Origin of the sequence: Salipaludibacillus sp. HK11 (assembly GCF_047795645.1) — a bacterium.
In the GTDB taxonomy this organism is placed as follows: Bacteria; Bacillota; Bacilli; order Bacillales; family Salisediminibacteriaceae; genus Salipaludibacillus.
In genome coordinates this window covers 905,948-925,157 of sequence record NZ_CP181045.1, presented here as the reverse complement: position 1 = coordinate 925,157, position 19,210 = coordinate 905,948, and the positions used below count along the sequence as shown (strand labels likewise).

Sequence of the window (19,210 nt, the reverse complement as noted above, 5' to 3'; positions counted from 1 at the left end):
ATACGATTCGTTAGAACACAGGTTCTATCCTTATTCCTGTGTGGATTCGGCTTAAGAAACATTCACCATTTCCATAATTACGTGCAAATATGTAGTCCTTATTGTTAATTCATTCAAACTTCCTTCCGATAAAATTAGCTGATACGGGTTTGAGGTCTAATTCTCTAGACCAGACGGAGAGTTGGCCAATATGATGAATCTCATGAGCAATAATATGATGTAAAATTTCGTCAACAGTATAACTATATTCATGCCAATCGACATTCACAACATTTCCTTTAAGTTCATCTAAATTATTTTTTAGAAATTCGACTATTTCCTTTCTACATGAATCAGAAAGAGATTTAATCTTCGCAGGCGAATCGTAATCAGCAAATTCAATTAATAAGTCTTCTTTGCCTTGAATACCGCGAAGCCAACTGTATTCAACATCAATGATGTGGAAAAGGGTATATAAAATACTTCCCGTTCCTCCAGTTCGCTCCTTTATCAACTCTTCCATTGAAAGTTGATTACACCATTCAAACCATTCGTCTCTAACTTGCCAATTATATTCAAAAAAATGAATCATTGAAAACACTTCCTCTTCTACTGAAAAATAGCCTACAATAATTCTTGATCAGCTTCTTCCTATTATTGAAGAACTTTCTTTAAGTTATAAGGATGTTTTAAATACATAACTTACTTTGTCATAATCCATCTTCTCTTCATAAAAACGGTGTCCATCTATTCTTTGCAAACCTGAAGATAAAGCAACACTTTCATAGTTATTCTCTCTTGCCCATTCGTGAACGAAGGTGAGTAGTTGTTTACCATATCCATTTGATCGTTTATTTTCATCAGTTACTAAGTCACAGACCCACACAAATCTTCCATAATAGAGTGTTATCATTGGTTTAAAACCAGTAACTGCAACTATTTCATTATTTTCAAATATAGCAAACATTCTGTACATATCTTTTTCTTGTGCTTCTAAAACCAAGTCAAGATACGTAGTTTCATCAAGGTGCTTTCGCAACTGTTTCATAACTGGAAATGCCAATAATATGTCATTTTCTGAGTGAAGTTGTTTAATCGTGGTCGTCATCAAATTTTCCCCTTTAAAATTTCTGAAGTTTAGTTTAAGTGAATTACAAAGTATACTTGCTATTATATTAATTATTTCAACAAGATTTACCAAAATTCCTTTAAATTTGCTACCTATTTTATATTTATTTGATCTAGAAATTTAAGACGACTAAAACCATTACGATTTAGGCGCATTATTTAGGAATCTACTTCTGTAAAAGATCTATTCGCTAAGTACAGAAATTGATTTATCCTTCAACAATTGCAAGATATTTCAAAACCTCACCTTCGTTTTCAACGATATTAAAGGAATGTAATTATGACACCTTCATTCTAAATTTTTCTGCTAAATACGTCTGGATAATTAACTACTAGACCATTTTCGTCTACACATATCGTTGTCTCATAGTCATAACAACGGTAGTTAAAATATCTCCATTCACCTTCACCGTTAACATACTCATAAGACTGAGTAACTTTTTTCATTTCTAAAGAAGGCACTGCAATGTAGACCATCTCAAAATACTCTCGCTGATTGTTTTTCCAATCCATTCGATTTATAGGTAAAGAGTTAGAAAAGGGTGTACATGATATATCTATATCAATGGCACCTTTCAGTCTGTGAATCAGCTCTCCATCTGTATTAAACCAGTTTCCTTTACCATCAGCTATTAATTCTAAATTGGACAAATTATCGACCTTTATACTCAATTTCTTTGTAATCCAATTTGCATCTAATTCAATGGTATAATCTACATTATGAGCAATAGGCTGATTTGCTTCTATATAAATAACTCTTCCTTGAGCAGTCATGGTATTTCCATCTTTGGTTTCTAATGCAAGATACTCACAGCCAAACTGCTCTTCATTTTTCCAAACCGCTTTTAAATTCACATTATGCCCCCACTTCAGTCTTCTTGAAGTTAAAACTATTAATTCCCGTAATTTTAAGTTGCGTTCCCTTCGCAGAGTATTCTTGAACCGAAAAGAACTTTTTTAGATAAAGCTACTATATTTCAAAATGCATTACTCTTCTGATCTAGCGGGATAATCATTTGTTACAATAAATAGTTCTCTATTTTTTTAACTTCAACTTTCCCACTTTCAATTAGAAATTGACTAACCAAATGAACGTGTGCCCCGCCAATCACAAGCAAAATTCGTTCATTGCTATTTTCGATTATCTTTATAATATTATTGTAAATAATTAGATTTCTCTGGTACCACCATCTAACCCAATCAATCCCTACATAATCGATACCTTCACCAATTTGAGCTATATGTAAATACAGCTCATGTTCGATTTGAATTCTCTCTTTTTGGTTGGTAATCCTTCTCAGCGTTTCTAATATCGATAAACCTTCTGTTTCGGGAGATAATTTAGGAATGTAATACTTCGTAATTAAGTCATACAGTTCAGTTTGATTCGTTTCTGCCCATTCGAGAACTTCTCCGATACTTCTATTACCGATATCTCCCATCCAATCGACTGCATATATCTTCTGATGGTTTCGCGATTTACATATTCTAAACCCAAGTTGGTGGACCTCAGATGATGATAATTCAAAAGAATTATTGAGGTACTCTTCATACCTTTGGTTAAGAGCATCTTCTTTATCCTTTTCTATTTCTACTGCTACTTTTGAAGGTTCGAAATGATTTAATTTCTCAACAACTTCTAAAATTTCTTTCTGTCTACTTTCTGCTAACATATCACCTGCATCAGCTTGAATCATATCTGGTGAATATCCAAAGTGAAAGGTTCCAACGACTAATACTTTAGGTTTCATTTTAATCCCCTTTGATATTTAAATATATTAAAGATCTCTTCCCGGAAAAATCAAGAGTTTCTATTTTTTACTTATACATTCCAACTGCAATTCCCATTTCTACTAAAGAGGAATAGTTTCAAAATGTTCAACTGTAGGAAACGGGTCATAGAAATGATGTAGTTGTCTTTTCCATTCTAGGTGCTCGTCCGATTTTCTAAATCCAACTGTATGGTCTTCTAATCTTTCCCACTTCACTAACAATAAATATTTCCCGTTAATTTCCATACATCGTTGTAATTCGTGAGATATGTAGCCTCTCATTGATGATATTATTTTTGATGCTTCTCGAAACGCTTTCTCATATTCCTATTCCATACCTTGCTTAACATGCAGCATAACAACTTCTAGAATCATTTCATCTGCCCATTTTAAAAGTGATCATTTTAGTTGTAAGAAATTATTTCAGCCGAAAAATTAGAATTTACTATTCACGAAACACTTTCAACATTATTTACCAGAACACCTTTAAATTACTTACCAGTACAACTAATAAAGGTGAACCCCGTAGGCCAATGATATACTGCATTGAACTCATGAACAAATTAAAAACAATGCAATAATACAGTTTGTCCACTATTACTAATCATTACATTTAGTACGCACTTTCACAGACCTCATACATCACTGTTCTAAAATTTCCAACTTTTCCAATTCTTCTTTACTACCCCAGGAAACAGATACTTCTATCCCCTTTTCCAAATCTCCCAATTGAATGACTTCCTCTTCTTGATTGACCATTTCACTATTTTCGGAAACTCGTAATTTTACTTTCTCAGTTTCACCTTCTACAGTAATTTCCTTCACAGTATTATTTACTTCCGTAATAACGCCCCTTAACAAAAAATGCTGAAGCGTATCAGAAGTATCTTCCATTGTAGAACGGGCACATCCCCCTAATAGCAGAGAGGCTCCTATAATTAAAAGAAAAAGTAGTTTAAATTTCACTTTTATCACTCCTTTCAATTAAGCTATTTCCTTCAATATACTCATTATACCAACCTTTTTATTTTCTATTATTACAACTAAACCACTATTTCGTAATACCTAAATTTTAATAAAGAATTGTGATTCAATATTTCAATAAAAGTAAAAGCTGTTTTTATTCCATTCGTGTGATGGTAACGTTTGAATATTCGGAATATTATATGATTTACTTTTACATTACTGACCTGCGGCATTCAAAAGAAAATCGTATTCTTTTTAAAGGTGTCCAGCATTGCGCGGATCATAATTCATTATGGTTTTTAGACGTAAGAGAATAATATCGGAATGAAGAAAAAGAAAAAACAGTACAATGCAGAAAATGCAGTTACGTAGACTCCAATTAATTTCATTAACTTTATTTTTTTCAGTAACTGTAATATTCCACCGATAATTAATAAGGATAAAGGGAAGAATATACCAAACTGATACCTAGTTTCTTCTGTTTCTGCAATGTTTGAAACTGCAAAGCCTACGACAACAAATAAGATTACGATAATAGTAGAAATGACGTTGATCATAATTCTATATTTCAGCACCTTACCACCCCTTCTTAAATTTACATTATTACCAAATAATAACACAAAAAATACCGTTCGTAACCTTTGATTTTTGTTTAAAAGGAAATAATTCACTTTTTAAAATACTAAAAAATGTTTGTTTCCCCTCTGCTTCATACTTTTACCAGCCAAGATATATAAACCACAAACTGTATCACTATGATAATATTATAATTGGATAACAGTGATTTTTAATCGTTAGGTGTGATTGTGACATGCGTGTAATCGAGAAATTATATTCGTTTATCATTATTATTGCAGTATTTATTGGCATAGGTATTGGACAGGTTGAATTAATAAAAACTCATGCGGAAAGCTTTATTGTACCGCTGTTAGTGACGATGCTTTATATCACATTCTTACAAGTCCCTATCGAACAATATAAAAAAGCCTTCAGAAATGTAACGTTTACGTATACATCAGTAATTATCAATTTTATCTGGACACCTATTTTTGCGTGGCTTTTAGCCTTACTGTTTTTGGCTGACAACCCTGCGTTATATATCGGATTTATTATGCTAATGGTTACGCCTTGCACAGATTGGTATTTAATCTTCACAAAGATAGCAAAAGGCAATGTTGCATTATCAACTGCTATCTTACCTTTGAATCTAATATTACAGGTTATCTTGCTACCGATTTATCTACTCATTTTTGTTGGGTCGACAGGAGTTATGAACCTTGCAACCCTAATTCAAAGTATCTTCATTGTTTTAATTATTCCTCTAATCGCAGCATTCTTAACGACATATCTGTTGAAAAATAAGCAACAGTTTACAGAAAATCTATTATCCAGAATTAATGTCTTACCTATGATTATTTTAAGTTTTGCAGTCGTTGCTATGTTTGCTTCACAAGGTCAAGTGTTACTCGAAAACTTAGATCTAATGTGGAAAATTACGATTCCTATTTTAATATTTTTTGCAGTAAATTTCATCGTCAGTCAAAAGATTGGCCAGTTCATGAAGTTTCCGTCACCAGACAAAGTTTCTTTAAGTCTAACTACTTTAGCTAGAAATTCCCCCATCGCACTAGCTATCGCAATGACAGCCTTCATAGACCAACCATTAATTGCATTAACACTAGTTATAGGTCCATTGTTAGAATTGCCTATCCTAGCTATAATCACGCAAATTTTATTGTTTAAGAATAAAGGTAAAAATGGTTGAAATAATATTTCGATAAATCTTACGGCCAAAACTAAATTACTCCTTATTCCCAACAAATATAGTATACTATTTTTACCAACTACAGCGAGGTGATATTATGTGGAATATAACGAAAAAAGCAAAAGATAGATTTACAACAAATAACCTCCTCCCCATTCATGAGTCAGACGATGATTGGGAGATCGCTTTAAAAGAAGCAAAAGAAGAAGGAGAAGATCTCATAGCTTCTTTAAGAGAGGAACTTGATGAGGTAAAAGCAGAATTGTTACAAGTCCTTCCAAGTCGTTTCGTCCCATTTCTAGAAGATGGTTCTTTAAATCAACCAACACTACCTAAAGCAGTACGAGAAGATTATCTAAAATCTATGCAGGAAGCGGACGAGGAATTCGAACACATCTTAGAGGCTGCAGCTAAACAAACAAATCAAGCTTTACCTTTCTTACCAACGGCCGTCCAAGATGTCTTTGCGGAAAGTATCCATGATGCAACGATTGAGAGAATAGAAAGGCACCAGGATGCACTCCACCTTTACATCAATACAGATGGTGGGTTCAACACAAAATCACTTATTCATTTCAGCTTCATTGGCGTTACTTCTGAAGAATCGGATGAACCACTCGAGGTCGGACAATGGTTTATTTATGATGAGTTACAAAAGACTGATGATGGATTTGCATTTCGTGTCTTATTTGATTGTCCAGAAAGCCAGTGGACGATTGCGATGAAGACGCTTGACGCTCAGTATTTTTATCGTCCCGCCGAATATTCGAGATTAAGAGATGAAGAAAAGCTTGAAGACACATCATTGACTGAATACTTGACAAAGTTACATCCGGAAGATCGCTATTGGTTTATCACACCAGATGTCGAGTGTTCCGTTCAAACACTATCAAATAACTTAATTCTAGAAAATGGATCAATTGAATTTGGAGAAGAAGAAATGACTGTTACTCTTGGGAATGATCATTTCTCATATGATTTAAGCGAGTACAATCCGATTGCATTTATTTACACGGACGTATACGAAGATCCCTATGCGCATCTAAACGAACCTGTGCCAATAGATGACCTCGAAACAGCAACCTTGAGTGATGATCTTGAATGGCAAGTACGAGCATGGAACACAATGTATGCATACCCAAATCCTCACGAAATCTCGGATATTATTAATCAAGTATTATCAAAAATTGAAATGACGGAAGAAAACGAAATGATGATAAGTATGTATGCTGAACATTTTTACAAAGAAAATATTTTGACCAACGACGTAGTAGAGAAGTATCGAACAATCATTGATATCGAAGAGTAAGTATTACTAAAAGGTGCCTGCCCTCTAGGAAGCAGGCACCACAAATCCGGTTATTTAAAAGCTAAAATTGACTTTTTTATTCGAATTTGTTTTTAATGTTAAAACAACACTAGCTGTACTTACTAATGTTCCTAAAACTGCAACTATACTTACCCAAAAATTATCAAGAAAAAGAAATCCTATTGGTATGATTCCTAAAAATGCAATTACTATAAACAATCGATACACTGTAGATATAATTCTCATAACACGGGTGTGCGCTCTATTACGCTCGATTAATAAAAGTAGATTTTTTTCAAACTTATCATCTCCGTCATTGTACGTGATATTTTTCTTAACCTCAGTAAAAAAGTTATCACTAATTTTTAACACAATTTTATTTTTCCACATGTGTTTTAAAATAATTTCCCCAATGAGGTTGTCTTCCGTCTATATCTTTAAATCCATAAATGTCTGAAAGCTCCCAAGTGCTTAATGTTTTTCCATTAAACCTACTTACGTCCGAATCCAATGCCAGATGTTTAAGGGCTTCGCCGATATAAAATGGGGTTTCAGATGCAATAAAATGTTTATCGACTTTGACTCCTTCCTTCCAATTTTCTTCTCTTACACCGAAGTGCTCAAGCATCGCTTCTGAACGGAGGAAACCAGGAGTTAAAGCTAGTGAAGTAATATTGTACTCCTTTAGATCTTCTGCCATTGCTTTCGCCATATGAATGTTGGATACTTTCGCGAGGCTATAATAAAAATTTCCGCGATAGGTATAGTCAGTTCCGTCGGTAATTTCTACAATTAAACCTGTGTTGTTTTTTTTCATTAAAGGTACAGCATAATGAGAAGTGATGATATGGGCGTGAACGGCCTGTTGCAGTATTTGCATACCTTTTTTAAGGTCATGCTGAGCCACATCTTTTCCCCATTCGGTCAGTGGATCACCACCCCAGATATCGTTGACAAGGATATCAAGCTTCCCATTCTGTTCTTCTTTGATTCTTTGAAAAAGGCTCTTAACCTCGGATTCATTTGTGTGATCGACTTTTACAGGGATGCCGATTCCTCCAGCTTTTGTAACAAGCTTCGCACTTTCTTCAATCGTTTCCTTTCTTTGCATAGGCGATAGATTTTCTCTTGTTGTACGTCCCGTAACATAGACGGTGGCCCCGGCTTCACCAAGTTTGATTGCCATTGCTCGACCTGCTCCCCTTGTTGCTCCTGCGACAAGGGCTGTTTGATGTGTTAAATTCATCATTGATCATTCCTTTATTTTTCTAGTTTATTTTAATTATAACGAACGAACGTTCTAAAGTGCAGTTATATATTAATATGTAAGATGAACGTGGGCGGTTCTCTTATGTAAAACAAATATGCCCACTCTTTTCCTTTTAAATCATATCCATTATTTCCTTTATATTACTATAGTTGGATTGAATTGTGTAGTTAGTCTCTTTAAAATGATAGCTGTGTGACAAATTTATGACAAAATGAGGTGGTAAAGATTATGACATGGCGTGGTGTATTATACATAGGTACAATGATATTGTTAATATCTGGTTGCTCTGAAGATGAAAATAACGTTGAGGTTACGGGCACTACTGGTAATCAGAATCAGCAAACAAATGATAATAATCTGGATCCCGAGAATGAAATCAACGAACCTAATGAAACAAGTGTTTCAGAAAAGTTTAATAAAGTTAAGATGGATGTTAACGCGATTTTTACGAGAGAGCCTGGAAGGATCACTCAGCAACTCCAGGAAGATGAAGAAATAAGTTTCGAAATGGATCTATTTAAAGAAGCTCTTGAAGAGGAGGATTTCAATGAATGGAGTGCTGACGAGGCTTTTGCATTTGTCATTGATGAAGTTGGCGCCGACTTAAACGAAGCAATTCATATTATAAAAGACTACGAAGTCATTTATGATGACCTTGTCTTGCCTGACGGACGTCTTCTTCAGGAAGTAGAAGAGGATGAAATCAACGAGGAGATGGAGTCAGACGTAAATGTAGCGATTCTGATCGATGCTAGTGGAAGTATGGAAGCCGACGTTGATGGAGAAAGAAAAATGGATCTCGCCAAAGATTCTATCAACGACTTTACAGCGAATCTTCCATCTGAAGTCAACGTCTTGCTCCAGGTCTATGGTCATAAAGGAACAAACCAAACAGATGGCAAAGAAGAATCCTGTGCTGGAATAGAAAATGTGTATGGATTATACCCTTTTGATAGGAATGCTTTTTCAGATGCATTAGATTCATTTGACGCTAACGGATACACACCATTAGCTGCCTCTATTGCTAAAGCTAAAGAAGATTTACTCGAAAAATCTAGTGAGAACGACACTAATTATGTTTATGTAATTAGTGACGGGATTGAAACATGCGGTGGCGATCCTGTCGCAGAAGCCGAAGCAATGAAAGACGCTGGCATTGATATTGAATTTTATATCGTTGGTTTTGATGTGGAAGATGATGAGCATGAGCAGCTTGAAGAAATTGCTGACGTGATGGATGGAACGTATACATCTGTTTATACGAAACAAGAATTAAACGATGAAGTAACTGAGCAATGGTCGGATCAAATTAGCACAACCTCATGGAGATTCTGGAGCGGGCTTAAAGGGGCAAATATCAATTTTGGCTCTGCTTTCAAAGGTCTCGATGTCGATAAATTAGTTCAAAAAACTAGAAAAATTCGTAACCAAGAGGAATCTCGAATCTATCAATCCATTCGTGCTTTTCGTTTGCAAGACGAAGTTGATGACTCTTTTGTAGAGGAACTTGAATCCCTTCATGAAGAAAGAAAAGAGCTTGTTTACGATCATATTGAAGAAGTTTATGAAAACAAACGTACCGAGGTCTCTAACGAAGCGGATCGAATGCGAGATTTAATTAATGAAATCAGCAGCCAACATATAGATTAAATGGGTCACTTCAAGTGAGACGCTTTAAAACTATTTTGCATCCTGGTTTTTATTAAGTGGAGATACACAGGGACGGTTTCAGGCTAAATCAAGCGAAACCGTCTCCACTCTGCTTCCCCAATTATGCTGCTGTCTTTATCCCTCTAAGAAGGTTTGCATCCACAAGTCGTTTTCTAACTTTGATTCCAATCCAACTAGCCAAGAACGCTTTGATGAGTCCAACCGCCAGAAATGGTACAGCACCAGCTAAGATAGCTTCTGACCAATCAAGAGCTAATAGGTATTTTAATTGGACTGTCCCGAATAATAGCGTGATAAACATACCAACAGTATTCGCAATCATCGCCATCTTTAGATTAAATGACGTTTTTTCTAAAATTAGTCCTGTGACATAGACAGTTAAAATAAAACCGATAATATATCCTCCTGTAGGTCCAAACAATACTTGGATACCACCTTTTGCCTGTGCAAACACTGGCATTCCAAATGCACCAATAAGTACATAACAAGAAATTGCCATTGTACCTAACTTACTGCCAATAATCGTTGCTGTAAGACCAACAGCTAACGTTTGTCCAGTTATAGGTACAACCGGTATAGGGATAACCATTTGCGATAAAACAGCTGTAATTGCTGCAAACATTCCACATATAATAATTGCCCTCAATCTTTCTCCATTTTCTACCACTGTATATCCTCTCCTCTGTCTAATTGTTAACTTATTTTTGTCAAGGTTAACAATATCACAGATTTATAATTTTGAACAGTGTCATTTAAAACATGGATTGCAATCTGAAGCAACATAGAGAAGTCCTTGTGTTTCAATTGCAAACAATACTTAACTAAGCCAAAAGGTGCTGCCCCTTAGTGTGGTAAAGAGTTATCACACTATGGAGCAGCACAATTTAACAGATCCAATATATTTTTTTGGGGAATTATTTAATCCTATCCTAAGCCACTCATAATCCCAAAATAGAGGCTAAGGACACCTATGAAAGCCATTAGTAATGAGATTGCAGGTGATCGCATTTGACGAAAACTATAAATAATCAAACCTAAAAAAAATACTCCAAGCGTCAAAAATAAGACACTAATCCCCGTTACTTGATAGGTTAGCTCAGCACTCGCTGGAACAGAAGCAAAGGTTTGAAATAAAATAGATGCCTCTCCTCTGGCTAATGTATGTTCCACATTTTGAGGTGTTTCCTGTTCAGTCAGTACAGCGGTCACTGTAAAAATAACCAGAAGGATAATACTTTCTGCACGCCACCAATTCCTAGGAGAATACAAATTATCCTGCTTCATTTTTTGCTTTATTAGTAGACCATTAATCAAAGCAAAAATGAGAACCGGTAAAAACAACAAGTATTTCCACAACAAGCCTTGACCATACGGAAGGGCCAAAGAGTGGATGATGTTATCAGTTATAAAATAGCTCATAAGAAATCCAGACATCGCCAACGTAGCAACACATCCTATTGCAAGAGGCGTGAACCAGCGAAGAAATCCTCTCCAATTCTCCTGATTCGTTGATAACCAACTTACAAGAAGCAATACGCCCACCCACGAAGAAATTGCTGCATAATGGAACACGTGAGATGTTGCCCCTGCTACGATTCCCATATTCGACGCATGCCCAACAACTGCTTGGGTCAAAATCATTGCGAATGTTAGAACAATACCAATCACATATATAAATCGATTATAAGTCCTCTTCTTAAAAACGCTCAATAAAATAACAAAGACGATTGCTAAAAATGTAAGTGCAAGCCACGATGTTCCAACGGATAGATTGGTAATAATATATCCTACACTTGAAAGATACGATTCTTCGCGGTAGTGATTTAACACCATTGCAAGATCTATTACTGGCACTAAGGCAAGAAGCGGAATCAAAATTACCGCAAATCCAATCATCACATTCGTAAGAGTTATCGCTGGCTTTTTATTTTCTGGAACGATAGAAAGGATGCATCCTCCCATTACAACGGCGAAACAAATATATAACAAACCGTTGCTTAAAGAGACAATCATACGCCCTTTTTCCTCATTGTAACTATCGCCACGATAGCAATTACTATTAGAAAAGCTGCAATAACAATCATCACTGCTGTACTACTCCCAGAGTCGTCATCCGACACCGCTGCTATTTCGCTCTCATTTTCTTCAGAAATCATATCGGAGTTATTGTTTTCTGGTGAATCTATCACTTCTTCGTTTTCTTCTATTTCATTTTCTTCTGTGCTCTCCTCTTCTTCTATCGTTTCATCTTCAGTGACTTCATAGGAATAGCTGAGCTCTTCTTCCATTACGTGCCCGTCTTCTCCAATAATACTATAGAACAATGTATAATCGCCGTCCTCCATGTTATCAGGAAGTGAAATGATTACTGTATCAGCTGGTTCATGAGTAATCTCGGCAGGTGAAAGTTCCTCCCCATCTTCATGAGTCAAAATAATCGCTGTTGGTTCTTGAACCAAGGAATCAAACGTTAACGTAATATCTAACGTTTCATCATTCAGCACGGAACCTTCCTCAGGTTCTGAAGTATCTAAATGGGTATGAGCTCCCGCTACAGCCGGAAACACCAATAGTAAAATGACAGTAATAAATATGATTCGTTTAAACATAATTCTTACCCTCCATCGATAGTATTAAATTTTATTCTAAATACTTACGCAACCTTAATCTTTCATAACGGTCATTAAATAGTAGTCAGAAAACCTAGATAAAGCCAATATGTATGGTTAGCACAACAAATAATGATATCTAATATTCTATCACGTTACAACTATTGTATCTATTGTTGTAGACATCACGCCTGTCTTAAACGTCAACATTGCGGATAAATAAGAGGATGCAAAATCTCCTTAATAATTACATGTATATTCGAAAAATATGTTAAATTGTTGTATAATTTTCATAAGAAATTTCTTAGGATTAAACAGATTGGGGGAAGTTGATGGATAATAAAAATTATTACCCAGTAACGAGTGATCGCCTGAGAGGTAAACTCCGAAAATACCACATTCAAATTACTATCATATTTTATTTAACAATCGTTGCGATTGTTGGCCTTACCATATACGGATTCTTAAATCCTGGTACCGTATTCCATTTTGGATTTTATTATCAGTTGTTTTTAATGGGGTTATTTCTCTATTTCATTTATTTACCACCGTTACCTCACAATTATAAACATGATACGTCAAAAGAAATGTCCTATCATTTTGAAGACGATGCACTAGTGATACGTTTCAATAATTCAGAGAAACTCCGTGTGCCATATACTACGATAAACGGATTCAAGCCATTAACCTCACGCTTAAAAAGAATCAAATCCATTAACGCAGTTGGGAGACACTTTTGGATTAGTCCTAAAAATATGGTCGGTTTTTCCGATGAATATCCTGCACTAATCGTTTATTCTACATCGATTTCAGGCGGCCTATTATTGAATAGAAAGTTTGAAAAAATATTAATATCCCCTGAAAAACAAGATGATTTTATAAAAGAACTACAATCCAACCTTGAGAATTTAACAGTAGCGAGGTCATAAATGAATATAAAATGAGTGCCAATTAACAATATAATTGGTACTCACAAAAATTTGAAAAGTATTTAGGAATCTATATTTTTAAAAATAATTCACGAAATTACCGCCTCACCCTTTCTTTCTTGTTCCTTCAAGTACCATGCAACCGTTTCATCAATGGCTTCCTCATAGGGCGTTACATGAAACTCATATTTGTTGGTGAACTTACTAGAATCTACGGTAAAGTCATTGACTTGTTGATACATTAACTCCTTAAATTCCTTCATATCTGAGTTAAATAACCCTCCGATTGTAATGATAAATTTGTTAGCTATACGATATTTCAGCTTTTTGTTTAGTTTGTGTGATACTTGTTCCACTAAGTCTCTTGTGGATGTAGGTTTAGCGTGAGGGATATGCCATATTTCACCGTTGGCACTCTTTTGATCATCGAGAATGACCAAACCTCTAGCAAAATCTTTAATATAAATATGAGAGTGGATCGTATCGGGGTTACCAATCAATTCAACCGGTTTTTCATCGAGAAGGTGAGTGAAAACTCGTTCGCCTAATATCGCATTTTTAACTCTTGGCCCAAAAAAATCAGAACCTCGACCAATTGTAGCTTGAACTTTTCCATTCTTTGCCGCTTCCATAAGCGTTGTTGCAACTTCAGCCCTAACTTTTGTCTTCTTACCAACGGGCTTGTAAGCCATTTCTTCGTGCAAAGGCACTTTTTGTGGACCATAGCCGTAAAGATTGTCTCCATATACAATTTTAGCCCCATTTTCCGAAGCAACTTGAATAATATTGTCCATTATTTCAGGAAACTGAGTTTGCCAATCCTGATATGGGAGTCCTATACAGTGGTAGATAATTGATGCATTATGTAGAGAGTTTCGTAGTTGATCAAGATCCTTTACATCACATTTCATACACTCAACCCCATTTGGTACGGAAGCCTTCCCACTTTTACTGATCACCTTCACTGATTTCCCCTGCTTCAGCAATTCTTCCATCACGGCTAGACCAAGCGGACCTGCACCTAAAACCACACGTTTTTTTTGCAAATTGGTTCTCCTCCTCGATTTTATTACCACTCTAAGTAACTAGTATGTTCATTATAACCTAGTAACAGCAATAATTGGGTTATATTTGCATAATTGGTTTACTTTAATTAATTTGTTCTTTATTAAATTTAAAATCGAGTAGGAGGAGGTATTAACCCCCGACCTCTCACACCACCGTACGTCAGTCTGTCTAACAATTATTAATAAATTTTGTTTTTTTGCATGAAAATAGATGCCTTTTGTCGAACCTCTATATCAAAGGAGATGAGTGAGTATGCCTTATATCGTAGGTGAAGATAGACATCAAATTTATTTACTGCCAAATACGTTGGACGACTTTGTAAATGAAGAAAACCCTGTCCGAGTTATCGATGCTTACATCGATAGTTTGAACTTAGAAGAATTGGGATTTCAAGTATATTCGGGCATCAAAGCTGGGCAAAAGCCTTATCGTCGAGAAGACTTACTCAAGCTCTATCTTTACTGTTATATGAATGGCATTCGTTCCTCTCGCAAGATGGAAACCGAAACGAAAAGAAACATTGAACTAATGTGGCTAATCAATAAGCTCCAGCCGGACCACGGTACTTTATCTGCTTTCATGAAGAACAGCAAAACTGCAATAAAAAATCTGTTTAAAGAGTTCACCTTGATGTTAAAAGGTTTTGGGTTAATCGATGGTCAACTGGTCGCAATTGACGGAACAAAATTAAAGGCGAACAGCTCTAAAAAACAACACTTTAATGCGAATATTATCAGTAAAAAGCTAGAGCATATCGATGAAAAAATCGATTCATATTTGCATGATTTTTTAACAGAGGACAATCTTCAAAAAAAGCAAGAAATCACCGAAAGGTTAGAGTCCTATCAAGAAAGAATTCACGAGCTGCAGGTATTTAAACAAGAACTCAAGGAAACAGGTGAAAAACAACTTTGTGTTACTGATCCAGACGCCAAATCCATGAAAAATAACGGGAAGCATGAAGTTTGTTTCAATGTTCAAACTACCGTGGACAGCAAGTATAAATTAATTGTGGACTGCGATACTGTCAATGATGTCAACGATCAAGGGCAATTGTCCAATATGGTGAAGGAAACAAAGAAAATCTTTCACGATCAAAAAACTACGGTTCTGGCCGATACAGGCTATTATAACTACCTTGAGATTATTGATGTTGTCGATGAGAGCACCGAACTCTTAATTAAGTCGCAAAAGGGAAAACAAAACAAACTAGCCAGCGGGTTTGATAGAACGAATTTTTCATATGATACTATAAACGATAGATATATTTGTCCGTTGGGTTATGAGTTACCTTTTAAATGGAATGGCAAGCAGAAAGGGAAAGAGTATAGGCGTTACACTTGCACAAACTTCGATACATGCGGACAAAAAGAATCCTGCACCTCTGCCAAAGGAGGAAGATCAATAACTAGATTAAAAGACGAGGAAGTAATCGAACAGATTACGGAAAATACGCGTAGTCAAAGTGATATTTATAAGCAAAGAGGTGCGATAGTTGAGCATCCTTTTGGGACGATGAAACGTCACTGGGGCTATACATACTTTTTAACACGAGGGTTGGAATCAGTAAGCACTGAGACCAATTTAATTTGTCTTGCCTATAATTTTAAGAGAATAATTAAAATAAAGGGAGTGAAGAAGCTCATACGTCACTTTAGAGACCGAGCTCGCAGAAAATTTCTATGCACAAGGTTTATTCGAGTAAAATTGTATAAATCCCGCTTTAAAGATTGCTTAAATAACCAATTGTTAGACAGACTGACGTACGGATCCGTATACGGCGGTTCAATAGCTTGAGTGTGTTTTCTCGAAGGTATGGTTTAAGTTCTTTAAACCAATTCCTTCGAGAATTTTGTTTGTAATGGTTCGGTGTAGAATAAAGCTACACGAGATATTCCAGTAACCCTTTCGTGTGTTTGCCCATTCCCAAGCCTTTTGTTTTGGTACTTTGAGTTTCATAAGACTTTTATATTTCGTCTTCACTTTTTTCCAGCGTTTCCATATGATTTGTCTAATCCGTCGTCTGATCCATTGATCAATACTCTTGATATAGCCTCTCATATAACTAATCCCGTAGTAATTAATCCATCCAGTTGTTACCTCATTAATTTCTTTGATAATCTGGCGTATATTACCTGGGCGCTTTCGTTTGGTGAGCTGCCTAAGCTTTTTCTCAAAGTTTCTTTTAGACTTTTGATGAGGGCGAAATCCTACACCTTGTCTTGTAGTGTGTAGACAAAAACCTAGAAACTTTCGTTTCGTGGGGCTTCCTATTTCACTCTTTTCACGATTAACGGTGAGTTTTAGTCTATCCTCAAGGAATGTCGTAGCGCTTTTCATGACACGCTCTCCTGCTTTTCTACTTTTTACGTAGATATTACAGTCATCCGCATACCGAACGAATTTGTGTCCACGTTTCCCTAATTCTTTATCGAATTGATCAAGATAAAGATTGCTCAATATCGGTGAAATGTTTCCACCCTGAGGTACACCGATATTAGTAGGGATAATTGTTCCATTAATAGATACACCACTGCTTAGGAATTTTCGTATGAGTGTAAGGATTGTTTTGTCCTTAATGTGCTCTTCCAAATGAAACATGAGTTTGTCATGATTAACCGTATCAAAATATTGTTTCATATCGATATCTACTACTGTTCGATATCCTTGTTTATAGTATTCTCTCGCGCAATTCATTGCGTCGTGAGCACTACGATTAGGTCTAAAACCAAAACTACTATCCGAAAACGTCGGATCTATTTTCTTCTCGATAACTTGAAGAATCGCTTGTTGAACAAGTCGATCACGTACCGTTGGTACACCAAGCTTTCTTTTTGACCCATCCGGTTTTGGTATTTCCACACGTCTAACGGGTTGTGGTTCATATGAACCTGTTTTTATCTGTTCTATAAGTTCTTCTTTGTTTCGAACGATATAAGCAAACAATTCATTCACAGTCATTCCATCAACCCCAGGAGCTCCCTTGTTCGCCTTCACTTTTTTATAAGCTTGACTCAAGTTAGAGCGACTGGCTACATTATTGATCAGACGACTCACACCATCTCTTCTTTCCGTTTCACCATGAGAAATACTACACACTTCTACTGTACCTTCGGATTCCATCCTATTCTCTTGTAGATAGCCATCTTTTGATGTTGTCTGTGGTTTTTGCATTTCCCTCACCTCCACGGCTTCCAAGATTACTATTGTTCAGCCCTTCATCCTCTTTTCGGACTACTATGGCTTCGGCTGACTCCTTACAATTCATCATGCCATCACTGACACAATTGTTCCTGTGGGAAATTCCTTCCCTCTTGTCGGGAACCCTTGTAAGGCCTCCCCGGGTAAGTCTAACCACTTTCCTCCCATATAGGTGCTGGATTTACTGTAAGAGATTCGGGTAGTATAGGACTTCATTTTGTTAAGCAAACTTATCCTTCTCTATTCAGCCTTATATCCAATTTCTATTCGTCACCCCAGGATTTTGCTTCCGGCTTCCTTCAGATTCCACCTCACGATGGACACCCTTGCCTTCCGCTAACAGTTCCTACTACCAAGCCTGTAGTGGACTTTCACCACCAAGTTGTTAGACATGCCGGGCACACTTAAACAAAGCCTTAATGGACAGGGTCCACCAAGGCTCCAAGTAAGCTACTAGATACTCTTTCTTTATAAAAATAGCGAGAGCCCACTATGAACGATAATTACGCAAATCACATTGAGAATCTCTCACTTTTTAAATGATCACTCGCTCGATAACATTTCTTCGACGATAAAATCTAATTGATTATCTAAAGCGATAGGATCTTGAAAATACATTGTTTGTACTTCATACTCATAAATATTACCTGCCTCTACTGCTGGGAGCTCTTCCCACAAACTGAGCGAAGTGATATCATCTTTTCTATCCTCTCCACCTTCTACTCCTACTTCTGAATCTCTTACTCCTAAAAATATATGATCTGCTTCACCAAGAAAATCTGGCAAAGTTTCTAGTGAAATTGATGCCCATCCATCTTCAGACACGGCTTCCTCTACTTTCGATGGTGCACTAAAATCAAGTTCGTTGTACAGAATTTCTCCACCACGCCCATAGGAAATACCCATTAAATAGATCTCCTTTTGTGCAAGCTCCACTATTGCTACTTTATCATCCTTATCAACATGCTGAAATAATTCTTCTTTCTTTTTTTCCAGTTTCTGATCGAGATTGGCTAACCATTCTTCCGCTTCCTTTTCTTTACCTAAGATCTTTCCAAACTCTTTTAAGCGCTCTCGATAATCAAATTCACCGTATGGAATAAAAACAGTGGGAGCAATTTTTGAGAGATCTTCATACTGTTCTTCTGAATATGTAAAAATGATATCTGGTTTGAGTCCCGTTATTTTTTCGACCGACACCATCGTCTCCCCAACACTTTCAACATCTTTTAACTGTTGTTCGTAATATGGTGTGTCAAACACCCATCCTGCAGCTCCAACAGGTGTAACGCCTAATGCCAGCACATCACCAACATAATCTTGGACAGCAACAACCACTCTTTCCGGATTTGTGGGTAATTCTATATCTCCTTTCACACTTTCATAGACTCTGGTCTCTGAAACTTCCACACTATCTGAATTCTCTAATTCCTCCGCTGCTCCATTACTTTCAGATCCGCAAGCACCCAATAAAGTTACTAGAACTACTGTCAAAATAAAGATCGGTATTCTTTTAATAGTCATTTAATTTTCCTCCAGATTA

At 36.2% G+C, this 19,210-nt stretch carries 19 protein-coding genes and 1 pseudogene; 5 read left to right on the top strand and 15 right to left on the bottom strand.

The window, feature by feature from the left end; translation table 11 throughout:
* Window positions 1-109 precede the first annotated feature (109 nt).
* The 7 genes and pseudogenes from ACM26V_RS04865 to ACM26V_RS04835 form a co-directional block, all read right to left on the bottom strand.
* Window positions 110-571, bottom strand: coding sequence for a DinB family protein (locus tag ACM26V_RS04865; protein WP_416150316.1), 462 nt, complete (start codon window positions 569-571; stop codon window positions 110-112).
* 84 nt (window positions 572-655) lie between these two features.
* The gene (locus ACM26V_RS04860; protein WP_416150315.1) at window positions 656-1,087 is read right to left on the bottom strand and encodes a GNAT family N-acetyltransferase; all 432 of its coding nucleotides are present in this window, start codon (window positions 1,085-1,087) and stop codon (window positions 656-658) included.
* A 314-nt stretch (window positions 1,088-1,401) separates the two neighbouring features.
* On the bottom strand, window positions 1,402-1,962 hold the full coding sequence (locus tag ACM26V_RS04855) for a putative glycolipid-binding domain-containing protein (RefSeq protein ID WP_416150314.1): 561 nt from the start codon (window positions 1,960-1,962) through the stop codon (window positions 1,402-1,404).
* 164 nt (window positions 1,963-2,126) lie between these two features.
* A complete protein-coding gene (locus tag ACM26V_RS04850; protein WP_416150313.1) occupies window positions 2,127-2,858 on the bottom strand; it encodes a DUF5694 domain-containing protein in 732 nt (243 codons plus the stop codon).
* 102 nt (window positions 2,859-2,960) lie between these two features.
* Window positions 2,961-3,254 (bottom strand): annotated as a pseudogene (locus tag ACM26V_RS04845) (antibiotic biosynthesis monooxygenase family protein).
* Window positions 3,255-3,521: 267 nt separating this feature from the next.
* Entirely contained in the window at window positions 3,522-3,845 is a 324-nt protein-coding gene (locus ACM26V_RS04840; RefSeq protein WP_416150312.1) for a hypothetical protein, read from the bottom strand.
* A 299-nt stretch (window positions 3,846-4,144) separates the two neighbouring features.
* Window positions 4,145-4,402: a hypothetical protein gene (locus ACM26V_RS04835; RefSeq protein WP_416150311.1), complete on the bottom strand. Its 258-nt coding sequence runs from the start codon at window positions 4,400-4,402 to the stop codon at window positions 4,145-4,147.
* 254 nt (window positions 4,403-4,656) lie between these two features.
* On the opposite strand from ACM26V_RS04835, the gene ACM26V_RS04830 reads away from it, so the two are divergent.
* Both ACM26V_RS04830 and ACM26V_RS04825 read left to right on the top strand, forming a co-directional pair.
* A complete protein-coding gene (locus ACM26V_RS04830; protein WP_416150310.1) occupies window positions 4,657-5,610 on the top strand; it encodes an arsenic resistance protein in 954 nt (317 codons plus the stop codon).
* A gap of 97 nt (window positions 5,611-5,707) precedes the next feature.
* A complete protein-coding gene (locus ACM26V_RS04825) occupies window positions 5,708-6,919 on the top strand; it encodes a DUF4085 family protein (protein WP_416150309.1) in 1,212 nt (403 codons plus the stop codon).
* A 54-nt stretch (window positions 6,920-6,973) separates the two neighbouring features.
* Here ACM26V_RS04825 and ACM26V_RS04820 read toward each other — a convergent pair whose 3' ends face one another.
* Together ACM26V_RS04820 and ACM26V_RS04815 are read right to left on the bottom strand one after the other, a co-directional pair.
* A complete protein-coding gene (locus ACM26V_RS04820) occupies window positions 6,974-7,309 on the bottom strand; it encodes a hypothetical protein (RefSeq protein ID WP_416150308.1) in 336 nt (111 codons plus the stop codon).
* The gene (locus ACM26V_RS04815) at window positions 7,296-8,168 is read right to left on the bottom strand and encodes an SDR family oxidoreductase (protein ID WP_416150307.1); all 873 of its coding nucleotides are present in this window, start codon (window positions 8,166-8,168) and stop codon (window positions 7,296-7,298) included. The genes ACM26V_RS04820 and ACM26V_RS04815 overlap by 14 nt, the downstream gene beginning before the upstream one ends.
* A gap of 249 nt (window positions 8,169-8,417) precedes the next feature.
* On the opposite strand from ACM26V_RS04815, the gene ACM26V_RS04810 reads away from it, so the two are divergent.
* Window positions 8,418-9,839 (top strand): vWA domain-containing protein, encoded by a 1,422-nt coding sequence (locus ACM26V_RS04810; RefSeq protein WP_416150306.1) that lies wholly within the window; start codon window positions 8,418-8,420, stop codon window positions 9,837-9,839.
* A 121-nt stretch (window positions 9,840-9,960) separates the two neighbouring features.
* Here the strand turns inward: ACM26V_RS04810 and ACM26V_RS04805 are convergent, their stop codons facing one another.
* The 3 genes from ACM26V_RS04805 to ACM26V_RS04795 form a co-directional block, all read right to left on the bottom strand.
* Window positions 9,961-10,482 (bottom strand): biotin transporter BioY, encoded by a 522-nt coding sequence (locus tag ACM26V_RS04805; protein WP_416151788.1) that lies wholly within the window; start codon window positions 10,480-10,482, stop codon window positions 9,961-9,963.
* A gap of 302 nt (window positions 10,483-10,784) precedes the next feature.
* Window positions 10,785-11,873: a copper resistance D family protein gene (locus tag ACM26V_RS04800; RefSeq protein ID WP_416150305.1), complete on the bottom strand. Its 1,089-nt coding sequence runs from the start codon at window positions 11,871-11,873 to the stop codon at window positions 10,785-10,787.
* Window positions 11,870-12,469, bottom strand: coding sequence for a copper resistance CopC family protein (locus ACM26V_RS04795; protein WP_416150304.1), 600 nt, complete (start codon window positions 12,467-12,469; stop codon window positions 11,870-11,872). The genes ACM26V_RS04800 and ACM26V_RS04795 overlap by 4 nt, the downstream gene beginning before the upstream one ends.
* Window positions 12,470-12,801: 332 nt before the next feature.
* Here ACM26V_RS04795 and ACM26V_RS04790 point away from each other — a divergent pair, with 332 nt between their 5' ends.
* The gene (locus ACM26V_RS04790; protein ID WP_416150303.1) at window positions 12,802-13,398 is read left to right on the top strand and encodes a PH domain-containing protein; all 597 of its coding nucleotides are present in this window, start codon (window positions 12,802-12,804) and stop codon (window positions 13,396-13,398) included.
* 89 nt (window positions 13,399-13,487) lie between these two features.
* On the opposite strand, the gene ACM26V_RS04785 is transcribed toward ACM26V_RS04790, so the two are convergent.
* Window positions 13,488-14,444: an NAD-dependent epimerase/dehydratase family protein gene (locus ACM26V_RS04785; protein ID WP_416150302.1), complete on the bottom strand. Its 957-nt coding sequence runs from the start codon at window positions 14,442-14,444 to the stop codon at window positions 13,488-13,490.
* Window positions 14,445-14,718: 274 nt separating this feature from the next.
* Between ACM26V_RS04785 and ACM26V_RS04780 the strand changes: the two genes are divergently transcribed.
* Window positions 14,719-16,263, top strand: a complete 1,545-nt coding sequence (locus ACM26V_RS04780) for an IS1182 family transposase (protein ID WP_416150301.1) — start codon at window positions 14,719-14,721, stop codon at window positions 16,261-16,263.
* On the opposite strand, the gene ltrA is transcribed toward ACM26V_RS04780, so the two are convergent.
* Together ltrA and ACM26V_RS04770 are read right to left on the bottom strand one after the other, a co-directional pair.
* Window positions 16,252-17,640, bottom strand: a complete 1,389-nt coding sequence (ltrA, locus tag ACM26V_RS04775; RefSeq protein ID WP_416150300.1) for a group II intron reverse transcriptase/maturase — start codon at window positions 17,638-17,640, stop codon at window positions 16,252-16,254. The genes ACM26V_RS04780 and ltrA overlap by 12 nt on opposite strands.
* A 570-nt stretch (window positions 17,641-18,210) precedes the next feature.
* Window positions 18,211-19,191 (bottom strand): iron-hydroxamate ABC transporter substrate-binding protein, encoded by a 981-nt coding sequence (locus ACM26V_RS04770; protein WP_416150299.1) that lies wholly within the window; start codon window positions 19,189-19,191, stop codon window positions 18,211-18,213.
* Window positions 19,192-19,210: the final 19 nt, after the last annotated feature.

Coding starts and splice junctions, on each gene's coding strand:
- ACM26V_RS04865 (WP_416150316.1), bottom strand. CDS start 571: ATGATTCATTTTTTTGAATATAATTGGCAAGTTAGAGACGAATGGTTT.
- ACM26V_RS04860 (WP_416150315.1), bottom strand. CDS start 1,087: ATGACGACCACGATTAAACAACTTCACTCAGAAAATGACATATTATTG.
- ACM26V_RS04850 (WP_416150313.1), bottom strand. CDS start 2,858: ATGAAACCTAAAGTATTAGTCGTTGGAACCTTTCACTTTGGATATTCA.
- ACM26V_RS04835 (WP_416150311.1), bottom strand. CDS start 4,402: ATGATCAACGTCATTTCTACTATTATCGTAATCTTATTTGTTGTCGTA.
- ACM26V_RS04830 (WP_416150310.1), top strand. CDS start 4,657: ATGCGTGTAATCGAGAAATTATATTCGTTTATCATTATTATTGCAGTA.
- ACM26V_RS04825 (WP_416150309.1), top strand. CDS start 5,708: ATGTGGAATATAACGAAAAAAGCAAAAGATAGATTTACAACAAATAAC.
- ACM26V_RS04820 (WP_416150308.1), bottom strand. CDS start 7,309: ATGTGGAAAAATAAAATTGTGTTAAAAATTAGTGATAACTTTTTTACT.
- ACM26V_RS04815 (WP_416150307.1), bottom strand. CDS start 8,168: ATGATGAATTTAACACATCAAACAGCCCTTGTCGCAGGAGCAACAAGG.
- ACM26V_RS04810 (WP_416150306.1), top strand. CDS start 8,418: ATGACATGGCGTGGTGTATTATACATAGGTACAATGATATTGTTAATA.
- ACM26V_RS04805 (WP_416151788.1), bottom strand. CDS start 10,482: ATGTTTGCAGCAATTACAGCTGTTTTATCGCAAATGGTTATCCCTATA.
- ACM26V_RS04800 (WP_416150305.1), bottom strand. CDS start 11,873: ATGATTGTCTCTTTAAGCAACGGTTTGTTATATATTTGTTTCGCCGTT.
- ACM26V_RS04795 (WP_416150304.1), bottom strand. CDS start 12,469: ATGTTTAAACGAATCATATTTATTACTGTCATTTTACTATTGGTGTTT.
- ACM26V_RS04790 (WP_416150303.1), top strand. CDS start 12,802: ATGGATAATAAAAATTATTACCCAGTAACGAGTGATCGCCTGAGAGGT.
- ACM26V_RS04780 (WP_416150301.1), top strand. CDS start 14,719: ATGCCTTATATCGTAGGTGAAGATAGACATCAAATTTATTTACTGCCA.
- ltrA (WP_416150300.1), bottom strand. CDS start 17,640: ATGCAAAAACCACAGACAACATCAAAAGATGGCTATCTACAAGAGAAT.
- ACM26V_RS04770 (WP_416150299.1), bottom strand. CDS start 19,191: ATGACTATTAAAAGAATACCGATCTTTATTTTGACAGTAGTTCTAGTA.